The sequence below is a fragment of the Pseudomonas sp. S11P7 genome, from assembly GCF_023195435.1.
Taxonomy (GTDB): domain Bacteria; phylum Pseudomonadota; class Gammaproteobacteria; order Pseudomonadales; family Pseudomonadaceae; genus Aquipseudomonas; species Aquipseudomonas fluorescens_G.
This window is the reverse complement of record NZ_JALPKS020000002.1, coordinates 2,449,197-2,469,267: the sequence shown is the minus strand read 5'-3', so window position 1 is coordinate 2,469,267 and position 20,071 is coordinate 2,449,197. Positions and strand designations below refer to the sequence as shown.

The following is a 20,071-nucleotide window of genomic DNA, read 5'->3' as shown; positions in this document are numbered from 1 at the left end:
ACCGGGTTGATTATGGATTCAATAAAGCACTTCCAGACCGGCGTAAATCTGAAATATCCCCAATCAGTCCCCTCTCCCTTTGGGAGAGGGTTAGGGTGAGGGGCTTTTGCTTTTGGCTTTGCTTCTGCCGCCTACTTACCCTGAAACTCAGCAGCCCGCTTGCCAATAAACGCCGCCATCCCTTCCTTCTGATCCTGCGTGGCAAACGCGGCATGGAACACCCGACGCTCAAACCGCACGCCTTCGCTCAGGTTCACCTCAAAGGCGCGATTGACGCTCTCCTTGATCATCATCGCAATCGGCAATGACTTGTCGGCAATCACCGCCGCCACTTTCAGCGCGTCATCAAGCAACTCATCGCTTGGCACGATTCGCGCGACGATACCGCAACGCTCGGCTTCCACCGCATCGATCATGCGCCCGCTCAGGCACATTTCCATGGCTTTGGCCTTGCCCACGGCGCGGGTCAGGCGTTGGGTGCCGCCCATGCCCGGCAGCACGCCAAGGTTGATTTCCGGCTGGCCGAATTTAGCGTTGTCGCCGGCCAGGATGAAGTCGCACATCAGCGCCAGTTCGCAACCGCCGCCAAGGGCGAAACCATTGACCGCGGCGATGATCGGCTTGCGCCGGTTGGCGACGCGGTCGCTGTCGCTGAACAGATCGTCCATGTAGATCTGCGGGTAGGTCAGCTCGGCCATTTCCTTGATGTCGGCCCCGGCGGCAAAGGCCTTTTTCGACCCGGTGAGGACGATGCAGCCAATGTTCGCGTCTGCTTCCAGCGCATCAAGGGCCTGGTTTACTTCGCTGACCAGTTGCGCATTCAGCGCGTTCAGCGCCTGCGGCCGGTTAAGGGTGATCAGGCCAACGCGGCCGTGGATTTCGAGCAGGATGGTGTCGAAAGTCATGAAGAAGATTCCTTGTCAGAGATTGCGCGAAATGACCATGCGCTGAATGTCGCTGGTGCCTTCGTAGATCTGGCAGACGCGCACGTCGCGGTAGATGCGTTCCAGCGGAAAGTCGTTGAGGTAACCGTAACCGCCGAGGGTTTGCAAGGCCATCGAGCAGACCTTCTCGGCCATCTCCGAGGCGAAGAGCTTGGCCATCGACGCCTCGACCAGAGCCGGTTGGCCGCTGTCACGCAGGGCCGCCGCGTAATGGACCATTTGCCGGGCAACGGCGATTTGCGTGGCCATGTCAGCCAGACGGAACGCCACCGCCTGATGCTCGATGATCGGCTTGCCGAACGTATCGCGTTCACGGGCATAGTCACGTGCCGCTTCGAAGGCCGCGCGGGCCATGCCCACCGACTGCGCGGCGATGCCGACGCGGCCGCCCTCAAGGTTGGCCAGGGCGATTTTGTAGCCTTCGCCCTCCTCGCCCAAACGATTAGCCAGCGGAACCTTGAGTTCTTCGAAAAGAATCTGGCAGGTGTCCGAGGCATGCTGGCCGAGCTTGTCTTCGACCCGCGCGACGCTATAACCCGGCGAATCGGTCGGCACGATAAACGCGCTGATGCCGCGCTTGCCAGCACTCGGATCGGTCACCGCAAACACAATCACCACCCCGGCGTTTTGCCCGGAAGTGATGAACTGCTTGCAGCCATTGAGCACGTAATGATCGCCCTCGCGCCGGGCGCGGGTTTTCAGGCTGCTGGCATCGGAGCCGGCCTGCGGCTCGGTCAGGGCGAAGGCGCCGAGCATCGCGCCGCTGGCCAGCGGTTTGAGGAAGCGCTCGCGTTGCTCGTCATTGCCGAACTTGAGGATCGGCACGCAACCCACCGAGTTGTGCACGCTCATGATCGTCGAGCAAGCGCCGTCGCCGGCAGCAATTTCCTCCAGCGCCATGGCGTAGGCCAGGTAACCGGTCTCGCAACCGCCCCACTGCTCCGGCACGAGCATGCCGAAAAAACCGAGTTCGGCCATCTCGGCGATGGCTTCCCTGGGGAAACGGTGCTCACGGTCCCACTCGGCGGCGAACGGCTTGAGGCGTTCCTCGGCGAACTGCCGGGCCATGTCGCGGATCTGGGTTTGGTCTTCGTTGGGAATCATGGTGAATCCTTAATTCTTGTAACACCACAGAACCCTGTGGGAGCTGGCTTGCCAGCGATGAGGCCGTCACATCCAGCATTTATGGTGACTGTTCCATTGCCATCGCGGGCAAGCCCGCTCCCACAAGGTCAACTGTCAACCTCAATAGAGGCATTCCACCGCCATGGCCGTGGCTTCACCGCCGCCAATGCAGATCGCCGCAATACCGCGCTTGAGCTGTTTCTGCCGCAGCGCCGCCAGCAGCGTCACGAGAATCCGCGCGCCTGACGCCCCGATCGGATGGCCCAGCGCACAGGCGCCGCCGTGCACGTTGAGCTTGTCGTGGGGGATTTCCAGGTGGGTCATCGCCGCCATCCCAACCACGGCGAAAGCTTCGTTGACTTCGAACAGATCGACCTGATCCAGCGCCCAGCCGGTTTTCTTGATCAGTTTCTTGATCGCCCCGATCGGCGCGGTCGGAAACAGCCCCGGCGTGTCGGCGAACGCCGCGTGACCATGGATCACCGCCAGCGGTTTCAGTCCGAGCTTCTGCGCCTGCGACTGGCGCATCAGCACCAGTGCCGCGGCGCCATCGGAAATCGAGCTGGAGTTGGCCGCCGTCACCGTGCCGCCTTCGCGGAACGCCGGTTTCAGCGAGGCAACCTTGTCCAGCTTGGCTTTTGGTGGCTGTTCATCGTGACTGATAAGCACCTGCTCTTTGCCCACGGTCACGGTCAGCGGGACGATTTCGTCCTTGAAGCTGCCGTCCTTGATCGCCTGCTGCGCGCGGGTGGTCGAGGCGATGGCGAAAGCGTCCTGAGCCTCGCGGCTGAAGCCGTTGGTTTCGGCGCAGTCTTCGGCGAAGGTGCCCATCAGGCGGCCCTTGTCGTAGGCGTCTTCGAGGCCGTCGAGGAACATCGAGTCGAGCACGCGGCCGTGGCCCATACGGTAACCGGCGCGGGCGCGATCGAGCAGATACGGCGAGTTGGACATGCTTTCCATGCCCCCGGCGATGACTACATCGGCGCTGCCGGCGATGAGCATGTCGTGGGCCAGAATGGTGGTTTCCATGCCCGAACCGCACATCTTGTTGACCGTGGTGCAGCGCGTCGATTTATCCAGCCCGGCGCCCAGCGCCGCCTGTCGTGCCGGCGCCTGGCCGAGGCCGGCGGGCAGTACGCAACCGAACAACACCTCGTCGACCGCATCGCTGGCGACACCCGCGCGCTCGACTGCTGCCTTGATCGCGGCAGCACCGAGTTGCGGCGCGGTGAGACTCTTCAATTCGCCCTGAAAACCACCCATCGGCGTGCGCACCGCGCTGACGATGACAATCGGATCATTGGAAATAGTCATGACAAATCCTCCTTACCTGGCTGCCATGCGCAAGGCGCCGTCGAGACGGATCACCTCGCCGTTGAGCATGCTGTTTTCGATGATGTGCCGGACCAGCGCGGCGTATTCGGCAGGCTTGCCCAGGCGTGGCGGAAACGGGACGCCGGCGGCCAGCGAATCACGCACTTCCGGGGTCATGCCGGCCATCATCGGCGTTTCGAAAATGCCCGGGGCGATGGTCATCACGCGGATGCCGAAGCGCGCCAGTTCGCGGGCGGCCGGCAGGGTCAGGCTGGCGATCGCCCCTTTGGAGGCCGAGTAGGCCGCCTGACCGATTTGCCCGTCGAACACCGCCACCGAGGCAGTGTTGATGATCACCCCGCGCTCGCCGTCGGCGTTGGCGTCAGACTCGGCAATCGCCGCCGCGGCCAGACGCAGCATGTTGAAACTGCCGATCAGGTTGACGTTGATCACTTGGGCGAAACTGCTCAGCGCATGCGGGCCGGTCTTGCCGAGGATCTTCTCGCCACGGACGATGCCGGCGCAGTTGACCAGGCCGTTGAGACTGCCAAATGCATCGAGGGTCGCCTGCACTGCGGCTTCGGCGGCGGCTTCGTTGCTGATGTCGGCCACCACGCTTTGCGCGCCGAGACGCTGCGCCTGAGCGGCCACGGCCTCGGCGTTCATGTCCACCAGCATCACTTTCGCGCCGGCGCTGACCAGCAGCTCAGCGCTGGCAGCACCAAGGCCAGACGCGCCGCCGGTGACGATAAAAACCTTGTTCTCGATCTGCATGACTGTTTCCTTCGATTCAAGCTGAAACGTTGTGCGCCGCGGCCTCTTGAGCCTTGGCGATTTCCTGGTTGCGCAAGATAAAGCGCTGCAATTTGCCACTCGGGGTCTTGGGCAATTCGCTGACAAATTCGATTTCTCGCGGATATGAATGCGCGGCCAGCCGCTTGCGCACATGTTGGCGCAGTTCTTCAGCCAGCTCGGGGGCTGCGCGGTATTGCGCACTGAGCACGACGAAGGCTTTGACCAGTTCGGTGCGTTCCGGGTCGGGTTTGCCGACCACCGCTGCTTCGACCACCGCCGGGTGCTCGATCAAAGCGCTTTCGACATCGAAGGGGCCGACGCGATAGCCTGAGGTGGTGATCACATCGTCGCTGCGGCCGACAAAGCTGATGCTGCCGTCCGGGTTCCATTCGACGGTGTCACCGCTGAGGTAATAGTTGCCGACAAACGCCTTGGTCGGCGCGCCTTCGTAGCCGCCAAACCAGCACATCGGCGATTGTGGGCGGTCGATGGCGAGAATGCCGGGCTGGCCGACGCCGAGTTCGTTGTACTGTTCGTCGAGCACCACGATGCGATGGCCCGGCGAAGCGAAACCGGCAGCACCAACGTGTACCGGGTGGTCTAGGCCGTGGTGGTTACAGAGGACCATGCCCAGTTCGGTCTGGCCGTAATGGTCGTGAATGACCACGTCGAGATGGTCGGCAAACCAGCGGATGACTTCCGGGTTCAACGGCTCGCCGGCACTGCTGACGATGCGCAGTTTGCCCTTGATCGACTTGGCGAACTCCTCACCCCCGGCAATCAGCAGGCGATAGGCCGTCGGCGACCCGGTGAGGTTGCTGATGCCGTATTTGTTGATCACCCGGCAGGTGCTTTCGAGGGTGAATGGGCCATCGTAGAAAGTGATCGGATGGCCCAGCGCCAACGGCCCGGTGACGCCGAAATAGATGCCGTAGGCCCAGCCCGGATCGGCGACGTTCCAGAACGCATCCTCCGGGCGTAGATCCACGGCGTCACGGGTGTAACTTTTGAAAGCGACGATGGCCTTGAGCGGCACTGACAGCGCTTTCGCCGGGCCGGTGGTGCCAGAGGTGAACATCAGCAGGAACGGATCTTCGCCGGTCAGCAGCACCGGTTCGCATACGCTGGAATAGTTGGCCAGTTCGGCCCAGAAGCTGTAATCGCCGCGCACGATGCCCTGGCCCTTGGCACCGCCCACCGTGACCAGCGTCGGGCAATCGGCGACTTCAGTGAGTTTCGGGCGGTTGACCGCATCGGTCACCACGACTTTGGCGCCGGAACTGTTCAGGCGATGCTCGAGGGCTTTGGGGCCGAAGGCGGTGAACAGCGGCTGATACACCGCGCCGATGCGCCAGGTGGCGAGTACGGTAATCAGCAGCTCGACATTGCGCGGCAACAGCCCGGCGACCCTGTCGCCCTTCTGCACGCCCTGGGCGAGAAGGAAATTGGCGAAACACGCGGCCTTGTCTTGCAGGTCAGTGAAGGTGTACGTCGCACTGCTGCCGTCGCGCCCCTCCCAGAACAACGCAATGCGCCCCGGCAAGGCGTGGCGGTCGCAACATTCGACACAAGCGTTGAGCGCTGCAAGCGAACCGCTGAGCGCGGCCTCGACGGTGTGCTGATAGTTGAACTGTGCGGTAGCAGACAAGTAATCGCGCATTGCCAGAATCCCTCGGTGTTTTTATTAGGCTGGGAACCGTAAACAACAGAGGAATAGTCGCGCTGAGCCGGGGCTGGGGCAATGGTCAAAGCCATCAAGCTGGTTGACTGGTTTGGCCAAAATCCCTGGCGAAGATGATCGTTCCCACGCTCTGCGTGGGAATGCAGCCCCGGACGCTCTGCGTCCTTTCCCGGGTTGGGACGCGGAGCGTCCCTCGAGGCATTCCCACGCGGAGCGTGGGAACGATCAGTCATGCGGCGTCGGCTCAGACCGCGTCGTTGAGGATCAACGTGCGATAGTGGCCGGGGTTTGACCCTGACCACTTGCGAAACGCCTTGTAGAACGAACTGACATCGGCAAACCCCAGCCTTGCGGCGATCTCGGCGAAGCTGATCGAAGGCTCGGCCAGCCAGGTGATCGCCAGCTCCTTGCGCACACTGTCCTTAAGGCCCTGCCAGGTCTGCCCTTCCAACGCCAGGCGGCGGCGCAGGGTCGAGGCGGACATGCACAATTGCTGGGCCAGCGCTTCGGTTTCCGGCCATTGTTCGGCGGGCAATTGTCGCAGGTCGTGCTTGATCCGGCTGGCGAGGCTTTGCGGATCGCGATACTTCACCAGAATGTTCGCCGGTGCATGGGCGAGAAAGCGCTGCAGCTCTTCCGGGCTGCGCTTGATCGGCAGGTCGAGGCAGTCGGCGGCGAAGATCATCCGCGTGCGCGGGCGCTCGAAACGCAGGTTCGGTGAAAACATCACTTGATAGTCGTCGGTAAAGTCCGGCGCCGCGCAGCGCAGTTCGATCGCCAGAATCGGAATGCGCCGCCCGGCCAGCCAGCAGGCGACGCCGTGGACGATCATCCAGTAGGTGAAATAGGTAAAAGCGCGGCGCGGTTCGGGGTCGTCTTCGAGCAGGACGATTTCCGCCAGACTCTGCTGGTGCACCAGTTGTGCCGGCAGGCGCTCAAGCATCAGCGACAGAAAGCTCAGCCCGGTGTTCAGCCCAGCCGCCAGCGTCGGTTGCGCCATCGCAGCGCGGCACATGAACGCCAGGCTGCCGGACTTGAGCTTGCGCGGGTCCATACCGAAAAATTCGTCGTCGGCGCGTCGCGCCAGCAGGCGCCAGAGTTTCGCGTATTGCGACGCGGGCACCCGTGCGTGCTCGGCCTCAAGCATTGCCGGGGCAATCCCGACCTTGTGCAGAACCTCCTGCGTGGCCGCACCGGGGGCACAACTTTGCAACAGCGCTTCGCGCACCAGTTGAACGGCGATGGTGTCTTTTTCCGACATGGAATGCGGCGAGCCTTGTTGTTATTTCGATGCCCGGCATCTTACCCCTGTGGGAGCGAGCCTGCTCGCGAAGGCGTTGGGTCAGGCGACTGCGATGTTGAAAGTGCCGCCGTCATCGCGAGCAAGCTCGCTCCCACAGGATTGGTGGCGTACGCAGAATCGTGGCCATCCACGCCCCCCTGTAGGCCTTCGCCTGCTCGCGATAGCGATGTGTCATTCACTCATGAGTCAACAGGCACACCGCTTTCGCGAGCAGGCTCGCTCCTACAAGGGATATGGGTGAGGCAAAGATCGGCTTTGTTCAGGTTAGGTTCAGCTAAATGTCAATCAGTGCCATTTGGGAATGAGTGTCATTATGTTACAACTTAGCCACCTATCTAAATCACCGTTGGTTGTGCCGAATGCTCGTTCCCTTTCTGATCATGCTGCGCGAGGGCATTGAAGCCGCGCTGATCGTTGGCATCATTGCCAGTTACCTGCAGCAAACCGGTCGCGGTCAGTGGATGCCCGCCGTGTGGATCGGGGTTTTCCTCGCCGCCGCTCTCGCCCTGCTGGTGGGCGGCGGCCTGGAACTGGTCAGTGCCGAATTCCCGCAGAAGCAGCAAGAGCTGTTCGAAGGCGTGGTCGGGCTGGTGGCCGTGGGCATTCTCAGTTCGATGGTGTTCTGGATGCGCAAGGTTGCCCGCTCGATCAAGCATTCGCTGCAGGCCTCGCTGGATCAGGCGCTGACCGCGTCGAAGCATCAGGTGATCGCGTTGATCGCCATGGTGTTTTTTGCTGTCGCCCGCGAAGGCCTGGAAACGGTGTTCTTCCTGCTCGCGGTGTTTCAGCAAAGCGAGGGTCCGGGCGCGCCGATCGGCGCATTGCTCGGGCTGGTACTGGCCGTCATCGTCGGCTTGCTGATCTACAGCGGCAGCATGCGCCTCAATCTCTCGGCGTTCTTCAAGTGGACCGGGCTGTTCATCCTGGTGGTGGCCGCCGGGATTCTCGCCAACTCGGTGCAGGCGCTGCATGAGGCCGGGCTGTGGAATCACCTGCAGACCGTGCTGTTCGACTTCAGCGCAACCCTGCCGATGGATGGCCCATTGGGCTCGGTGCTGGCCGGCATGTTCGGTTATCAGGACGCGCCGACTATCAGCACCCTCGGTGCCTATGTGATCTACCTGCTGGTGGCGCTGGTGATGTTTTTCCTGCCTGCGCCCGCGCCATTGCTGTCATCGACTTCCGTTTCCAGCCAATAAGGGCCTCCATGTCCAAGCCTAAAACTCCTCAGGCCTCGCCTCCCCGCGCCTTGCGCTGGGCGCTGGCCGGCTCGGTGGTGGTGATGATCGCCGCCGGCGGGCTGTTCTACTACGCGTCGCAACTAGCCGCTGCCAAGCGTCAGCACAACCGCGACGAAGTGGTGGTCAACATTCATCCGGGCCAGTGCGAACCGAATGCGCTGAGCGTGCCGGCCGGGCGCGCCAGTTTCCGCATCGTCAACCGTTCGGACCGCGCCGTGGAATGGGAAATTCTCGACGGCGTGCTGGTGGTCGAAGAGCGCGAAAACATTGCGCCGGGCCTGAGCCAGGTGATCAACGCCAACCTGCAGCCGGGCGATTATGCAATCACCTGCGGCTTGCTGAGCAACCCGCGCGGCACCTTGCACGTGACCCCGACCGCAGCGTCCGAGGCTGCGGCCAAAGCCAAGCCGTCGATGGTGGCTTTTGTCGGACCGCTGTCGGAATTTCGCGTGTACCTCGCTGGCCAGAGCAGCGCACTGATCAAAGCCGTGAGCGCACTGAATCAGGCGATCGCCAGCGGCGATCTGAGTCAGGCGCAGGCGCTGTATGTCCCGGCGCGTGCTGCTTATCAACGGCTGGCCCCGGCGGCGCAACGCCTCGCCGAACTGGATAACCGCATCAATGCCCGCGCCGATTACTTCGAAAAACGCGAAGCGGATCCGGGCTTCGTCGGCTTCCATCGCCTCGAGTACGCGCTGTTCCAGCAACACAAACTCGACGGACTGGCGCCGGTGGCGCAACAACTGCTCAGCGACGTCAGCGAATTGAAACAGCAACTGCTCGCCCAATCACTGCCGCCGGAGCAACTGGTCAGCATCGTCGTGCGCAACCTCAACACCCTGGCTGAGGTGCGCGCGGCCAACGGCGAAGAGGAACGCTACAGCCACATCGACCTCAACGGTTTCGCCGCCAACGCGCAAACCGCGCACAAGGTGGTTGATCTGCTGCGGCCGATGTTGAGCAAATCCGCGGCCGACCTGTTGCCGAAAATCGACGCGGCGCTGGCTGATTTCGATGCCGCGCTGAGCAGCCACATAGTTGCTCAAGGCTACGCCAGCTACGACAGCGTCAGCGGCGAACAACGCCAGCAACTCGCCCATAAAGCCCAAGCCCTGGCCGACGCGCTGGATGGCATCGATCCCGCCCTTGGCCTTTCCGGCCTGTAAGCAGAAGACCCGACCCCGATGAAAGAACTCGAAACGCTCAACCTGCAACGTCGCCGTGTGCTCATGGGAATGGGCGCCGCCGGTGTCGCCCTCGCCGGCTCGGCCCTGAGCTGCCCGGCCATGGCCGCCGCGCCAGCGCAAGTCACCGAAGCGCCAAGCAGCGACAAGACCGAAGACCGCCACGATTTCCACGGTGTCCACCAGACCGGTATCGTCACGCCGCGCCCGGCCTCGGGCATGCTGGTCGCATTCGATGTGCTGGCCAGTGATCGCGACGATCTGGAGCGGCTGTTCCGCACCCTCAACGAGCGCATCGCGTTTCTGATGAAGGGTGGCCCGGTAGCGCAGATCGATCCGAAGCTGCCGCCAGTGGATTCCGGCATCCTTGGCCCGAACGTAACGCCGGACAACCTGACCATCACCGTTTCTGTCGGTGATTCGCTGTTCGACGAGCGCTTTGGTCTGGCCTCCGCCAAGCCGAAACGGCTGCAACGCATGGTCGGCTTCCCCAACGACGCGCTGGATGCCGATTGCTGCCACGGCGATCTGAGCCTGCAGTTCTGCTCGAACACCGCCGACACCAACATTCATGCGCTGCGCGACATCGTCAAAAACCTTCCGGACCTGCTGCTGGTGCGCTGGAAACAGGAAGGCAGCGTGCCGCCGCAAGCCCCGGCAAAACCGGGCGTGCCAGCGCAGTCGGCGCGCAACTTTCTCGGTTTTCGCGACGGCTCGGCCAACCCCGATTCCAACGACGACAAAGCCATGGATCGACTGGTCTGGGTGCAGCCCGGCAGCGACGAGCCAACCTGGGCGGCCCACGGCAGTTATCAGGCGGTGCGGATCATCCGCAACTTCGTCGAACGCTGGGACCGCACGCCGTTGCAGGAACAGGAAAGCATCATTGGCCGGGTCAAAACCACCGGCGCGCCGATGGGCGCCGCGCATGAAAGCCAGGTCCCGGATTACAGCAAGGACCCGGCCGGCAAGCTGACCAGACTCGACGCGCACATCCGACTGGCCAACCCGCGCACCGCCGCGAGCCAGGCCAACCTGATCCTGCGCCGGCCGTTCAACTATTCCAACGGCGTGAACAAGAACGGTCAACTCGACATGGGCCTGCTGTTCATCTGCTACCAAGCCGATCTGGAAAAAGGTTTCATCACCGTGCAAACCCGGCTCAACGGCGAACCGCTTGAGGAATACCTCAAACCGGTCGGCGGCGGCTACTTCTTCACCCTGCCCGGTGTCACCAGCGACAAGGACTTCATCGGTCGCTCGCTGCTCAACGCCACCCAACCAAAAACTGCCGCCTGACAACACACTGGAGCCGCCCCGATGAAAAAGACCCCACTCGCATTACTGCTGACCCTTGGTTTGCTCAACACCCCGCTGTCGGCCTTCGCCGCGACGGCACCGCTGGATCTGGTGGGGCCGGTGTCGGACTACAAGATCTACGTGACCGAAAAGCTCGATGAGCTGGCCAGCCACACTGAGCAATTCACCGATGCGGTGAAAAAAGGCGACCTCGCTACCGCACAAAAACTCTACGCACCGACCCGCGTGTATTACGAGTCGATCGAGCCGATTGCCGAACTGTTCAGCGACCTCGACGCGTCGATCGACTCGCGCGTCGACGATCACGAAAAAGGCGTCAAGGCCGAGGACTTCACCGGTTTCCACCGCCTCGAATATTCACTGTTTTCGGAGAAATCGACCCAGGGGCTCGACGCATTGGCCGACGGTTTGAACAAGGATGTCAAAGACCTGCAGACCCGCGTCGCCGGCCTGACCTTCCCGCCGGAAAAAGTCGTCGGTGGCGCGGCGGCGCTGCTTGAAGAAGTCGCCGCCACGAAGATTTCCGGCGAAGAAGATCGCTACAGCCACACCGACCTGTATGACTTCCAGGGCAACATCGACGGCGCGAAAAAAATCGTCGACCTGTTCCGCCCGCAGATCGAGCAGCAGGACAAGGCGTTTGCCGCGAAGGTCGACAAGAACTTCGCCACCGTGGACAAAATCCTCGCCAAGTACAAAACCGCTGATGGCGGGTTCGAGACCTACGACAAGGTCAAGGACAACGACCGCAAGGCGCTGGTCGGCCCGGTGAATACCTTGGCTGAGGATTTGTCGACGTTGCGCGGTAAGTTGGGCCTGAACTAGGGTTTGTAGCGCCTGAACAGGCCTCTTCGCGAGCAGGCTCGCTCCCACAGGGGAATGCATTGCAACTGTGGGAGCGAGCCTGCTCGCGAAGGCATGTTCCGCCGCACTACATCAATCGGGTTTTACAAAATGCGGTAGAGCAACCGCTCAATCCGCACCCGACTCACGCGCTTGAGAAACCTGGCCACCCCGGCCGGGTAATCCGGCAGCGTTTCGAGGTTCTGAAAACTGTCGATGCGCGTGGTGTGGCGAAAGATCTCTTCCAGCTCCTGCGCTCGCGGTGCCAGCCACTCGCCTTTCGGATCATCGATCAGCAGTGCGTTTTCCAGGTCGAGGCGGAACGCTCGCGGATTGAGATTGTTGCCGGTCAGCAGCGTGTAACGTTGATCGACCCACATGCCTTTGAGGTGGTAGGTGTTGTCGCCGTCGCGCCACAGGTGCAGGTTCAACTGACCGCTGTCGATGTTGCGCTGATGGCGTTTGGCAAAGCGGCGCAGGCTGATCTCGTAGAGATACGGCAGCGCGGCGATCACCTTGAACGGCTCACTCGGCGGAATGTAAAAGTCGTTGGCGGTCTTGTCGCCGACCACGATATCGATCCGCACTCCGCGCGCCAGGGCCCGGTTGACCTCGCGGATCACCCCCAGCGGCAGGTTGAAGTACGGCGTGCAGATGGTCAGCTGGGTTTGCGCGCTGGCAATGAGCTCGAGAATCGCCCGGTTCAATGGGTTGTTCTTGCCTACGCCGAGTAGCGGGCTGACCGACAGCCCTTCCCTGCCGCTGCTGCCTTTGGCCGTGTCGTACGTCGCGTATTTCAAACGGCTGCGCAGATCGCCGATGTCGTTGCGCAGGCTGCGCGTGGTCGGCAGGTTCGGCAGGTCGAGGCGATGCACCGCTTTCGACTCGATCAGGCCGTGCTTGACCAGGTGGTGCATTGAGTCCGCCAGATCGTGGCTGTGCAGGACGTGATAGCGGTCGAAGCGGTACTTGTCGAACTTGTGCAGATAAACGTTGTTCAGGCTCGCGCCGCTGTAGACCACACAATCGTCGATGACGAAGCCCTTCAGGTGCAGCACGCCAAACAGCTCGCGGGTCTGCACCGGCACGCCGTACACCGGCACTTCACTTTCGTGAGTGCGGGTCATTTCCTGATACCACGCCGAATTGCCCGGCTGCTTGCCGGCACCGATCAAGCCACGCTGCGCGCGCAACCAGTCGACCACCACGGCAATTTCCAGCTCGGGGCGCTTGAGCCTGGCGGCGTGCAAGGCATCGAGTATTTCCTGACCGGCTTCGTCCTGCTGCAGATACAGCGCGACGATGTAGATGCGCTGCGTCGCGCTGGCGATTTTCTCCAGCAGGCAACGACGGAACTCGGCGGCGCCGGCCAGAATGGTCACGGCCTCGGCGGTCAGCGGGAAGCTGCGCAGTTTGGGCAGCAGAGAACGTTTGAAAAGCAACGGCATAGGGCTCGCAATGGGTCGAATCCGAAGAGGTTGAGAGCTTACACCATCGTTCCCCTCGGGTCTTGTGAGTGTCTGTGATGGCCCCTTCGCGAGCAGGCTCGCTCCCGCAGGGGAATGCATTTCAAATGTGGGAGCGAGCCTGCTCGCGAAGGCGTTTTAAGGCTAGGAAAGAAGTTTCTTGACCAAGGAGAACATCCGTTCTACTGTTCGCAGCATGAACGAACTTACTAGCAGTGAGACCCGCGACATCATTCTGGATGTCACCGAAAAGCTGATCTATAAAAGTGGCATCGCCGCCACCAGCATGGATCTCCTGGTGAAGACCGCCGGCGTCTCCAGAAAAAGCATCTATCGTTATTTTGCCGACAAGGACGCGCTGGTCGTCGCCGCGTTACAGCGCCGTGACATGCGCTGGATGGACTGGTACACAAACGCTGTCGGTGAGGCCGAAACCCCGGCCGATCGCCTGCTCAACCTGTTCAGCGTGCTCACAGACTGGTTCGCCTCCGAGGGCTTTCGCGGCTGCGCATTCATCAATACCAGCGGCGAGACCGGCGATGCGCAGGACCCGGTGCGGCTGGTCGCCAAAGAACACAAACAGAAGCTGCTCGACTACGTGTGCGAGCTGTGTACCGAATATGGCGCCGAAGATCCGTTGTTGCTGGCCAGGCAATTGCTGATCCTGATCGACGGTGCCATTACCGTAGCGCTTGTGATGGGTGATCACAGTGCCGCCGATAATGCGCAATGCATGGCGCGAAAGTTATTGGGGCTGTAACGCATTTATAAGCCGGACAAGTTGTTAGATTGCTCACTCATTCGGGAGACTGATATGTCGACTGCACCCCAGATACGTCCGCCATTGCCACCGTTCAACCACCAATCGGCCATCGAAAAAGTGCGTCTGGCCGAGGATGGCTGGAATAGCCGCGATCCGGAAAAGGTCTCGCTGGCCTATACCCTCGACACAAAATGGCGCAACCGCGCCGAGTTCGCCAACAACCGCGAAGAAGCCAAAGCCTTTCTCACCCGCAAGTGGGCCAAAGAGCTGGATTACCGTTTGATCAAAGAGCTCTGGGCCTACTCCGACACGCGTATTGCGGTGCGTTATGCCTATGAATGGCACGATGATTCGGGCAACTGGTTCCGCTCCTACGGCAACGAGAACTGGGAATTCGATGACAACGGTTTGATGTTCCAGCGTTACGCCTGCATCAACGACATGCCGATCAAGGAAAGCGAGCGCAAGTTCCACTGGCCGCTGGGCCGGCGTCCGGATGATCATCCGGGGCTGTCCGAACTCGGCCTTTGATAGCAGCGATTTGCTTTGGAGCGAGCCTGCTCGCGAAGGTGTTTTTGCAGTCGACATGAATGTCACTGTGAGGCCCCTTTCGTGAGCAGGCTCGCTCCCATGGTTTTTGCGCTGCCTGCCGGTCATGCTCGCGCGACGTTGGACGGCTCGCCGCAACACCTGGAAATGAGTAACATGATCGCCCTCCCCGCAGCTCACGTTCTGCGCCCTGCCGAATAAGCCGATTCCATGCCTTTCGAACTCAGCGTTGACCTCACCACCCTGGCCATTCTGGCTGCTGTCGCTTTCCTCGCCGGTTTCATCGATGCCATCGCTGGCGGTGGCGGTTTGCTCACCACGCCCGCCCTGCTCACCGCTGGCCTGCCGCCACATCTGGTGCTGGGCACCAACAAGCTCAGTTCGACCTTCGGCTCCGCGACCGCCAGTTTCACTTTCTATAAACGCAAACTGTTCCATCCACGCCAGTGGACGCACGCGATCGTCGGCACGCTGGTCGGCGCGCTGACCGGTGCGGTGGTTGCGCATTACCTGCCCGCCGAATGGCTGAACAAGATGCTGCCGGTGATTGTCTTTGCCTGCGGGCTCTATCTGTTGTTTGGTGGCACGCCGAAAGCGCCGCTGGACAGCAACGCGCCGATCAAAAAGAAATGGCAATCGACTCAAGGCTTCAGCCTCGGTTTCTACGATGGCGTGGCCGGCCCTGGCACCGGTGCGTTCTGGACCGTGAGCAGCCTGCTGCTGTACCCGATCGATCTGGTCAAGGCCAGCGGCGTGGCGCGCAGCATGAACTTCGTCAGCAACATTGCGGCGCTCTCGGTGTTCATCTTTTCTGGTCAGGTCGACTGGATCATCGGCCTGTGCATGGGCCTGTCGGTGATGGTAGGCGCGTTTTTTGGCGCGCGCACCGCGATCAGCGGCGGCGCCAAATTCATTCGCCCGGTGTTCATTACCGTGGTGCTGGGCTTGACCGTACGCCTAGCCTGGCAGCACTGGTTCAGCGTGGCCTAAGCGCCGCGCGACGTAGACGTCGATCAGGTAGCGGGCAATCGATTTCGACGCCGGCAGCGGCGGCAAATCGTGCACGTTGAACCACTGGGCGTCTTCGATCTCGTCTTCCTGGCAGACAATCTCGCCCGCGGCGTATTCGGCATGGAAGCCGAGCATCATCGAATGCGGGAACGGCCAGCACTGGCTGCCCATGTACTGAATGTTCTTCACTTCGATCTGCACTTCTTCGCGCACTTCGCGAATCAGGCATTCCTCTGCCGATTCGCCCGGCTCGGCGAACCCGGCCAGCGTGCTGTAGACGCCAGTGACGAAACGCGGTGAACGTGCCAGCAAAACTTCGTCGCCGCGTGTGATCAGCACGATCATGCTCGGCGAGATCCGCGGGTAACTGCGCAGGTCGCAGGGCTGGCAGTACATCGCCCGTTCGCGCGGCACTTGTGTCATGGGCTGGCCGCAATTGCCGCAGAAACGATGCTCGCGGGCCCAGGTGCCGATCTGCGCAGCGTAACCAAGCACTTTATAGATCGTGTGCTCGCCTTCGAGCATGAACGCGCGCAGGCCTTTCCAGCTGCACCCCTGCACCTCACTGGCGCTGCGCAACTCGAACAGATACACCGGCTCGCCATCGAGATGGCCGATGCCATGTTCGGCGAGGATCGACAGGTCCTGACGCTTGAGCCATTCGCGCGGGAACAGCGCGCCGTTGTCATCGAACAGAAAGCCTTCCGGGCTGCGCGCCACGGCCATGCCGCCGGGTTGATCGGTGTCGAGTACTGCAGTGGTCCAGCGAGCTGTCATGGTTTCTCAATCCAGAAATTCGGGTTTCTGTTTGCTCATATGGGCGGCCATGGCCACGCGCAAGTCGGTGGATTGCAGCATGGCGGCGTTCCAGGTGGCAACGTATTCGAGGCCGTCATCAATGCGATGGTCGCGCATGTAGCTGATCATTTCCTTGGTGCCAGTGACCGCAATCGGCGATTTCGAGGCAATCTCGCGGGCGATGTCGAACACGCCTTCGAGCAATGCGTCCTTGTCGCTGTAGACGCGATTGACCAGGCCGATGCTGCGCGCTTCGTCAGCGCCAAAGGTGCGACCGGTGTAAGCCAGTTCACGCAGCATGCCGTCACCGATGATCCGTGGCAACCGTTGCAAAGTGCCAACATCGGCAGCCATGCCGATATCGATTTCCTTGATCGAGAATTGCGCGTCCTCGGCGGCGTAACGCATGTCGCAGGCAGAAATCAGGTCGATCGCACCGCCCAGGCAGTAACCCTGAACCGCAGCCAGCACCGGTTTGCGGCAATTGTCGACGGCGTTGAACGAGGCTTGCAGGGTGAGAATCTTGCGCCGCAGCAGCCGCGCATTGCGCCCGACGTCCTTGCCCAGTTCATTGGCGACCCCGGCCAGCATCATCAGGTCGATGCCCGAGGAAAAGTGCTTGCCATTGCCACTGAGCACCACCACGCGCACTTCGTCGGTGTCGTCGATCCACTGAAAGATCTCAATGATCTCGCTCCAGAACGCAGCGTTCATTGAATTGATCTTTTCCGGGCGATTGATCTGCACATGGGCAATGTTATCGGCCAGTTCGACGCTGAACGCGGAGTATTGAGACATGGCAGTGATCCTTTACCGGGCTGGAAATGAGCCCCGAACTATACCAAGGCATCACGGCGGCGGTTCGGCCAAATGCGGGACTGGGCGGGGTTTTGCTGCGCCTGGACCGGCCTCTTCGCGAGCAGGCTCGCTCCCACAGGGGCATTGCATTGTGAATGTGGGAGCGAGCCTGCTCGCGAAAGCGTCCGGTCAATCAATGAAAATTATCTGGGCTTTATGGTCATACTTGAAAATCACTTCAGGCCAATCCTGTACAGCGAGCCCTTATCCTCATCGGTCAGCACATACAAATAACCATCCGGCCCTTGCCGCACGTCACGGATGCGCTGATTCAGTTCGCCCAGCAGACGTTCCTCGTGCACGACCTTGTCGCCGTCGAACTGCAAACGGATCAGCTCTTGCGTGACCAGCGCACCGATAAACGCATTGTGCTGCCACGCTTTGAAGCGGTCGCCATCGTAGAACGTCATGCCGGTGACGCCCGGCGATTTTTCCCAGACATGGTGCGGTGCCACCGTGCCTTCGGCAGTTTTGCCCTGAGCTTCAGGAATAGGTTGCATCGAGTAATTGATGCCATGGGTTGCCAGCGGCCAGCCGTAATTCTTGCCGCGCTCGATGATGTTCACCTCGTCGCCACCGCGCGGGCCATGTTCGTTTTCCCATAGTGTGCCGGTCCAAGGGTTGAGCGCGGCGCCCTGCGGATTGCGCAGGCCATAGGCCCAGATTTCCGGGCGTACGCCAGACTGGCCGACGAAGGGATTGTCGTCTGGCACCTTGCCGTCCGGGTACAGACGCACGACCTTGCCTTGCAGCTTGTCGAGGTCCTGCGCGGTGGGCCGGTCGTTGTTCTCGCCCAGCGTGATAAATAGATAACCGTCGCGGTCGAACACCAGCCGCGAACCGAAATGATTGCCGACCGAGAGCTTCGGCTCCTGACGGAAGATCACTTTGAAATCCTTAAGCGTCTTCAAGTCATCGGAAAGCCGCCCGCGCCCCACCGCCGTCCCGGCCTTGTTGCCGGCACCGCCGCCTTCGGCGTAGGACAGGTAAACCAGCCGGTCCTGCTTGAAGTCCGGCGACAGCACCACGTCCAGCAAACCGCCCTGCCCCTTGGCCCAGACCTGCGGCACGCCGGAGATCGACGCTGACAGTTTGCCGTCGTTGCCGACCACACGCAGATTGCCCGGCCGCTCGGTCACCAGCATGCCCTGGCGATCCGGCAGAAAGGCCAACGCCCACGGATGTTCCAGACCTGCGGCAATAGTGGTGACTTCGAGAGTGCCCTGCTCGCTTTGCAGCTCTTTGGGCGCAGCAGCGAAGGCCGGCGCGCTGATCATCGCGCCGGCGCACAGTGTGGCTAAAAGGGTTTTACGCAACATGCACGATTCCTTTTGTTCGTTTCAGAGGTCGGCAGAGACCGGTTCTGCCATTCAACGGTTGCTGTCTCCGCTGCGCGAAGGCGGGTTGGGAATGAAAGTCGGCGGTTTACTCGGCGCCGAGCGAATCGGCTGACCGTTGCCAATGCCACGATTCTCGACGGTGGGCTGACGCGGCGTCGGGACGGTGTTGGGACCGCGTATCGGCGCAGTGCTCGGCTGGGTGCCTTGCATGCTGTTGGGATTGGCCCGGCGAATCGGGCTGTTGTACGGGTTGTTGCTGTTGCCGGTCGGACTCTGCGCCAGTATCAGGTCAGCATGGACCAGACCGCCGCTGAGCAGCAGGGCGAAGATGCCAAGCATGATTCGCTTCATGACGCAGCCTCTCGATGAGCAAGGAATAGAGCCTTCGAGTGCACGCTACGCTGCGGGTTCGGATTTGTTAACCCACACGCTTTAAACAACATGTAACACGACTTGACCAAGTGACCATCGGCCTACGCATTCCGGGGAAACTTTCCGACCGCCGCGCGGGTCATCCGATCATCACTCGGAGAACTGGCTATGGCTCGAGCAATCTGGAAAGGCGCGATCAGTTTCGGCCTGGTGCACATCCCTGTCGCGCTGGTCTCGGCAACCTCGTCGCAGGGCGTGGACTTCGATTGGCTCGACAGCCGCAGCATGGAACCGGTGGGCTATAAACGGGTAAACAAGGTCACCGGCAAAGAAGTCACCAAAGAACACATCGTCAAAGGTGTGGCCTATGAAAAAGGCCGCTATGTGGTGCTCAGCGAGGAGGAAATTCGCTCCGCGCACCCGGTGTCGACGCAAACCATCGATATCTTTTCCTTCGTCGACGCCGAACAGATTCCCCTGCAAAACATCGACACGCCGTATTACCTGGCGCCCGACAAGCGCGGCGGTAAGGTCTATGCGTTGTTGCGCGAGACCCTGAGCAAAACCAACAAAGTCGCCCTCTCCCGCGTGGTCTTGCATACGCGACAGTACCTGGCCGCGCTGATGCCGGTCGAGGATGCCCTGGTGCTGGTGAAACTGCGCTGGCCGCAGGAAGTGCGCAGTCTCGATGAACTGGCACTGGGCAGCGAAGTGACCAAACCACAGCTGGCCAAGGGCGAACTGGACATGGCCAAACGCCTGGTGGAAGACATGAGCGGCGACTGGAGCCCCGACGACTACAAGGACGAGTTCGAAGACAAGATCATGGCGCTGGTCGAGAAGAAAGCCCATGAAGGCAAGATCGAAGATGTTGAAACAGTGGGCGGCGAGGAAGAACGCAAAACCGCAGATGTTATCGATTTGACCGAACTGCTCAAACGCAGCCTGGGCGGCAAGGCCCCGGCCAAGTCAAGGCAAAACCGCCGGCCAAAGCGCCGGCGAAGCGGACGAAGAAGGCGTCTGGGTGATCGACATTCAGCCGGTCGGAAACAGTGTTGTCAGGGCTGGCCTCTTCGCGAGCAGGCTCGCTCCCACAGGGAAGCGGTGACATCTGTCAGAGAATGGACGGCTGTCAGGCCGCCATCGCTTGCAGGCAAGCTCCCA

At 61.3% G+C, this 20,071-nt stretch carries 18 protein-coding genes and 1 pseudogene; 8 read left to right on the top strand and 11 right to left on the bottom strand.

Annotation, left to right across the window (positions count from 1 at the left end):
- Positions 1-131 precede the first annotated feature (131 nt).
- The 6 genes from M0746_RS11510 to M0746_RS11485 all read right to left on the bottom strand — a co-directional run bounded on the left by M0746_RS11510 (position 132) and on the right by M0746_RS11485 (position 7,120).
- A complete protein-coding gene (locus tag M0746_RS11510) occupies positions 132-905 on the bottom strand; it encodes an enoyl-CoA hydratase (RefSeq protein ID WP_258449258.1) in 774 nt (257 codons plus the stop codon).
- A gap of 15 nt (positions 906-920) precedes the next feature.
- Positions 921-2,048, bottom strand: a complete 1,128-nt coding sequence (locus tag M0746_RS11505; protein ID WP_258449257.1) for an acyl-CoA dehydrogenase — start codon at positions 2,046-2,048, stop codon at positions 921-923.
- A gap of 141 nt (positions 2,049-2,189) precedes the next feature.
- Complete coding sequence (locus tag M0746_RS11500) at positions 2,190-3,383, bottom strand: acetyl-CoA C-acyltransferase (RefSeq protein ID WP_258449256.1); 1,194 nt, start codon at positions 3,381-3,383, stop codon at positions 2,190-2,192.
- Between the two features lie 12 nt (positions 3,384-3,395).
- Complete coding sequence (locus M0746_RS11495; protein WP_258449255.1) at positions 3,396-4,157, bottom strand: SDR family NAD(P)-dependent oxidoreductase; 762 nt, start codon at positions 4,155-4,157, stop codon at positions 3,396-3,398.
- A 16-nt stretch (positions 4,158-4,173) separates the two neighbouring features.
- Positions 4,174-5,838, bottom strand: a complete 1,665-nt coding sequence (locus M0746_RS11490; protein ID WP_258449254.1) for an AMP-binding protein — start codon at positions 5,836-5,838, stop codon at positions 4,174-4,176.
- A gap of 265 nt (positions 5,839-6,103) precedes the next feature.
- The gene (locus M0746_RS11485) at positions 6,104-7,120 is read right to left on the bottom strand and encodes an AraC family transcriptional regulator (protein ID WP_258449253.1); all 1,017 of its coding nucleotides are present in this window, start codon (positions 7,118-7,120) and stop codon (positions 6,104-6,106) included.
- Between the two features lie 401 nt (positions 7,121-7,521).
- On the opposite strand from M0746_RS11485, the gene efeU reads away from it, so the two are divergent.
- Genes efeU through efeO (M0746_RS11465) form a run of 4 tightly spaced genes read left to right on the top strand, consistent with a single transcriptional unit; the run spans position 7,522 to position 11,732 of the window.
- Positions 7,522-8,361 (top strand): iron uptake transporter permease EfeU, encoded by an 840-nt coding sequence (gene efeU / locus M0746_RS11480; protein WP_258449252.1) that lies wholly within the window; start codon positions 7,522-7,524, stop codon positions 8,359-8,361.
- An 8-nt stretch (positions 8,362-8,369) separates the two neighbouring features.
- On the top strand, positions 8,370-9,569 hold the full coding sequence (gene efeO / locus M0746_RS11475) for an iron uptake system protein EfeO (protein ID WP_258449251.1): 1,200 nt from the start codon (positions 8,370-8,372) through the stop codon (positions 9,567-9,569).
- 18 nt (positions 9,570-9,587) lie between these two features.
- Positions 9,588-10,886 carry an iron uptake transporter deferrochelatase/peroxidase subunit gene (efeB, locus tag M0746_RS11470; RefSeq protein ID WP_258449250.1) on the top strand — a complete coding sequence of 433 codons (1,299 nt, stop codon included), beginning with the start codon at positions 9,588-9,590 and terminating at the stop codon, positions 10,884-10,886.
- A gap of 21 nt (positions 10,887-10,907) precedes the next feature.
- The gene (gene efeO, locus M0746_RS11465) at positions 10,908-11,732 is read left to right on the top strand and encodes an iron uptake system protein EfeO (RefSeq protein ID WP_258449249.1); all 825 of its coding nucleotides are present in this window, start codon (positions 10,908-10,910) and stop codon (positions 11,730-11,732) included.
- A 122-nt stretch (positions 11,733-11,854) separates the two neighbouring features.
- Here efeO (M0746_RS11465) and pssA read toward each other — a convergent pair whose 3' ends face one another.
- Positions 11,855-13,198 carry a CDP-diacylglycerol--serine O-phosphatidyltransferase gene (gene pssA, locus M0746_RS11460; RefSeq protein ID WP_258449248.1) on the bottom strand — a complete coding sequence of 448 codons (1,344 nt, stop codon included), beginning with the start codon at positions 13,196-13,198 and terminating at the stop codon, positions 11,855-11,857.
- 214 nt (positions 13,199-13,412) lie between these two features.
- Between pssA and M0746_RS11455 the strand changes: the two genes are divergently transcribed.
- From M0746_RS11455 to M0746_RS11445, 3 genes are all read left to right on the top strand, one after another.
- Positions 13,413-13,976: a TetR/AcrR family transcriptional regulator gene (locus M0746_RS11455; RefSeq protein ID WP_258449247.1), complete on the top strand. Its 564-nt coding sequence runs from the start codon at positions 13,413-13,415 to the stop codon at positions 13,974-13,976.
- A gap of 54 nt (positions 13,977-14,030) precedes the next feature.
- Positions 14,031-14,510 carry a nuclear transport factor 2 family protein gene (locus M0746_RS11450; RefSeq protein ID WP_258449246.1) on the top strand — a complete coding sequence of 160 codons (480 nt, stop codon included), beginning with the start codon at positions 14,031-14,033 and terminating at the stop codon, positions 14,508-14,510.
- A gap of 228 nt (positions 14,511-14,738) precedes the next feature.
- On the top strand, positions 14,739-15,518 hold the full coding sequence (locus M0746_RS11445; RefSeq protein ID WP_090283594.1) for a TSUP family transporter: 780 nt from the start codon (positions 14,739-14,741) through the stop codon (positions 15,516-15,518).
- Here M0746_RS11445 and nudC read toward each other — a convergent pair.
- From nudC to M0746_RS11425, 4 genes are all read right to left on the bottom strand, one after another.
- The gene (gene nudC / locus M0746_RS11440) at positions 15,486-16,316 is read right to left on the bottom strand and encodes an NAD(+) diphosphatase (RefSeq protein WP_258449245.1); all 831 of its coding nucleotides are present in this window, start codon (positions 16,314-16,316) and stop codon (positions 15,486-15,488) included. The two genes, M0746_RS11445 and nudC, sit on opposite strands and share 33 nt — an antisense overlap.
- Before the next feature lie 6 nt (positions 16,317-16,322).
- Positions 16,323-17,135: a crotonase/enoyl-CoA hydratase family protein gene (locus tag M0746_RS11435; protein ID WP_258449244.1), complete on the bottom strand. Its 813-nt coding sequence runs from the start codon at positions 17,133-17,135 to the stop codon at positions 16,323-16,325.
- 233 nt (positions 17,136-17,368) lie between these two features.
- Positions 17,369-18,514, bottom strand: a complete 1,146-nt coding sequence (locus M0746_RS11430; protein WP_258449243.1) for a PQQ-dependent sugar dehydrogenase — start codon at positions 18,512-18,514, stop codon at positions 17,369-17,371.
- Between the two features lie 51 nt (positions 18,515-18,565).
- Complete coding sequence (locus tag M0746_RS11425; protein ID WP_258449242.1) at positions 18,566-18,886, bottom strand: hypothetical protein; 321 nt, start codon at positions 18,884-18,886, stop codon at positions 18,566-18,568.
- 189 nt (positions 18,887-19,075) lie between these two features.
- Here M0746_RS11425 and ku point away from each other — a divergent pair.
- Positions 19,076-19,935, top strand: a pseudogene (gene ku, locus M0746_RS11420) (non-homologous end joining protein Ku).
- Positions 19,936-20,071: the final 136 nt, after the last annotated feature.

What these genes read in the sequence shown, in the direction of transcription:
- M0746_RS11510 (WP_258449258.1), bottom strand. Translation starts at nt 905, where the DNA reads ATGACTTTCGACACCATCCTGCTCGAAATCCACGGCCGCGTTGGCCTG.
- M0746_RS11505 (WP_258449257.1), bottom strand. Translation starts at nt 2,048, where the DNA reads ATGATTCCCAACGAAGACCAAACCCAGATCCGCGACATGGCCCGGCAG.
- M0746_RS11500 (WP_258449256.1), bottom strand. Translation starts at nt 3,383, where the DNA reads ATGACTATTTCCAATGATCCGATTGTCATCGTCAGCGCGGTGCGCACG.
- M0746_RS11495 (WP_258449255.1), bottom strand. Translation starts at nt 4,157, where the DNA reads ATGCAGATCGAGAACAAGGTTTTTATCGTCACCGGCGGCGCGTCTGGC.
- M0746_RS11490 (WP_258449254.1), bottom strand. Translation starts at nt 5,838, where the DNA reads ATGCGCGATTACTTGTCTGCTACCGCACAGTTCAACTATCAGCACACC.
- M0746_RS11485 (WP_258449253.1), bottom strand. Translation starts at nt 7,120, where the DNA reads ATGTCGGAAAAAGACACCATCGCCGTTCAACTGGTGCGCGAAGCGCTG.
- efeU (WP_258449252.1), top strand. Translation starts at nt 7,522, where the DNA reads ATGCTCGTTCCCTTTCTGATCATGCTGCGCGAGGGCATTGAAGCCGCG.
- efeO (WP_258449251.1), top strand. Translation starts at nt 8,370, where the DNA reads ATGTCCAAGCCTAAAACTCCTCAGGCCTCGCCTCCCCGCGCCTTGCGC.
- efeB (WP_258449250.1), top strand. Translation starts at nt 9,588, where the DNA reads ATGAAAGAACTCGAAACGCTCAACCTGCAACGTCGCCGTGTGCTCATG.
- efeO (WP_258449249.1), top strand. Translation starts at nt 10,908, where the DNA reads ATGAAAAAGACCCCACTCGCATTACTGCTGACCCTTGGTTTGCTCAAC.
- pssA (WP_258449248.1), bottom strand. Translation starts at nt 13,198, where the DNA reads ATGCCGTTGCTTTTCAAACGTTCTCTGCTGCCCAAACTGCGCAGCTTC.
- M0746_RS11455 (WP_258449247.1), top strand. Translation starts at nt 13,413, where the DNA reads ATGAACGAACTTACTAGCAGTGAGACCCGCGACATCATTCTGGATGTC.
- M0746_RS11450 (WP_258449246.1), top strand. Translation starts at nt 14,031, where the DNA reads ATGTCGACTGCACCCCAGATACGTCCGCCATTGCCACCGTTCAACCAC.
- M0746_RS11445 (WP_090283594.1), top strand. Translation starts at nt 14,739, where the DNA reads ATGCCTTTCGAACTCAGCGTTGACCTCACCACCCTGGCCATTCTGGCT.
- nudC (WP_258449245.1), bottom strand. Translation starts at nt 16,316, where the DNA reads ATGACAGCTCGCTGGACCACTGCAGTACTCGACACCGATCAACCCGGC.
- M0746_RS11435 (WP_258449244.1), bottom strand. Translation starts at nt 17,135, where the DNA reads ATGTCTCAATACTCCGCGTTCAGCGTCGAACTGGCCGATAACATTGCC.
- M0746_RS11430 (WP_258449243.1), bottom strand. Translation starts at nt 18,514, where the DNA reads ATGTTGCGTAAAACCCTTTTAGCCACACTGTGCGCCGGCGCGATGATC.
- M0746_RS11425 (WP_258449242.1), bottom strand. Translation starts at nt 18,886, where the DNA reads ATGAAGCGAATCATGCTTGGCATCTTCGCCCTGCTGCTCAGCGGCGGT.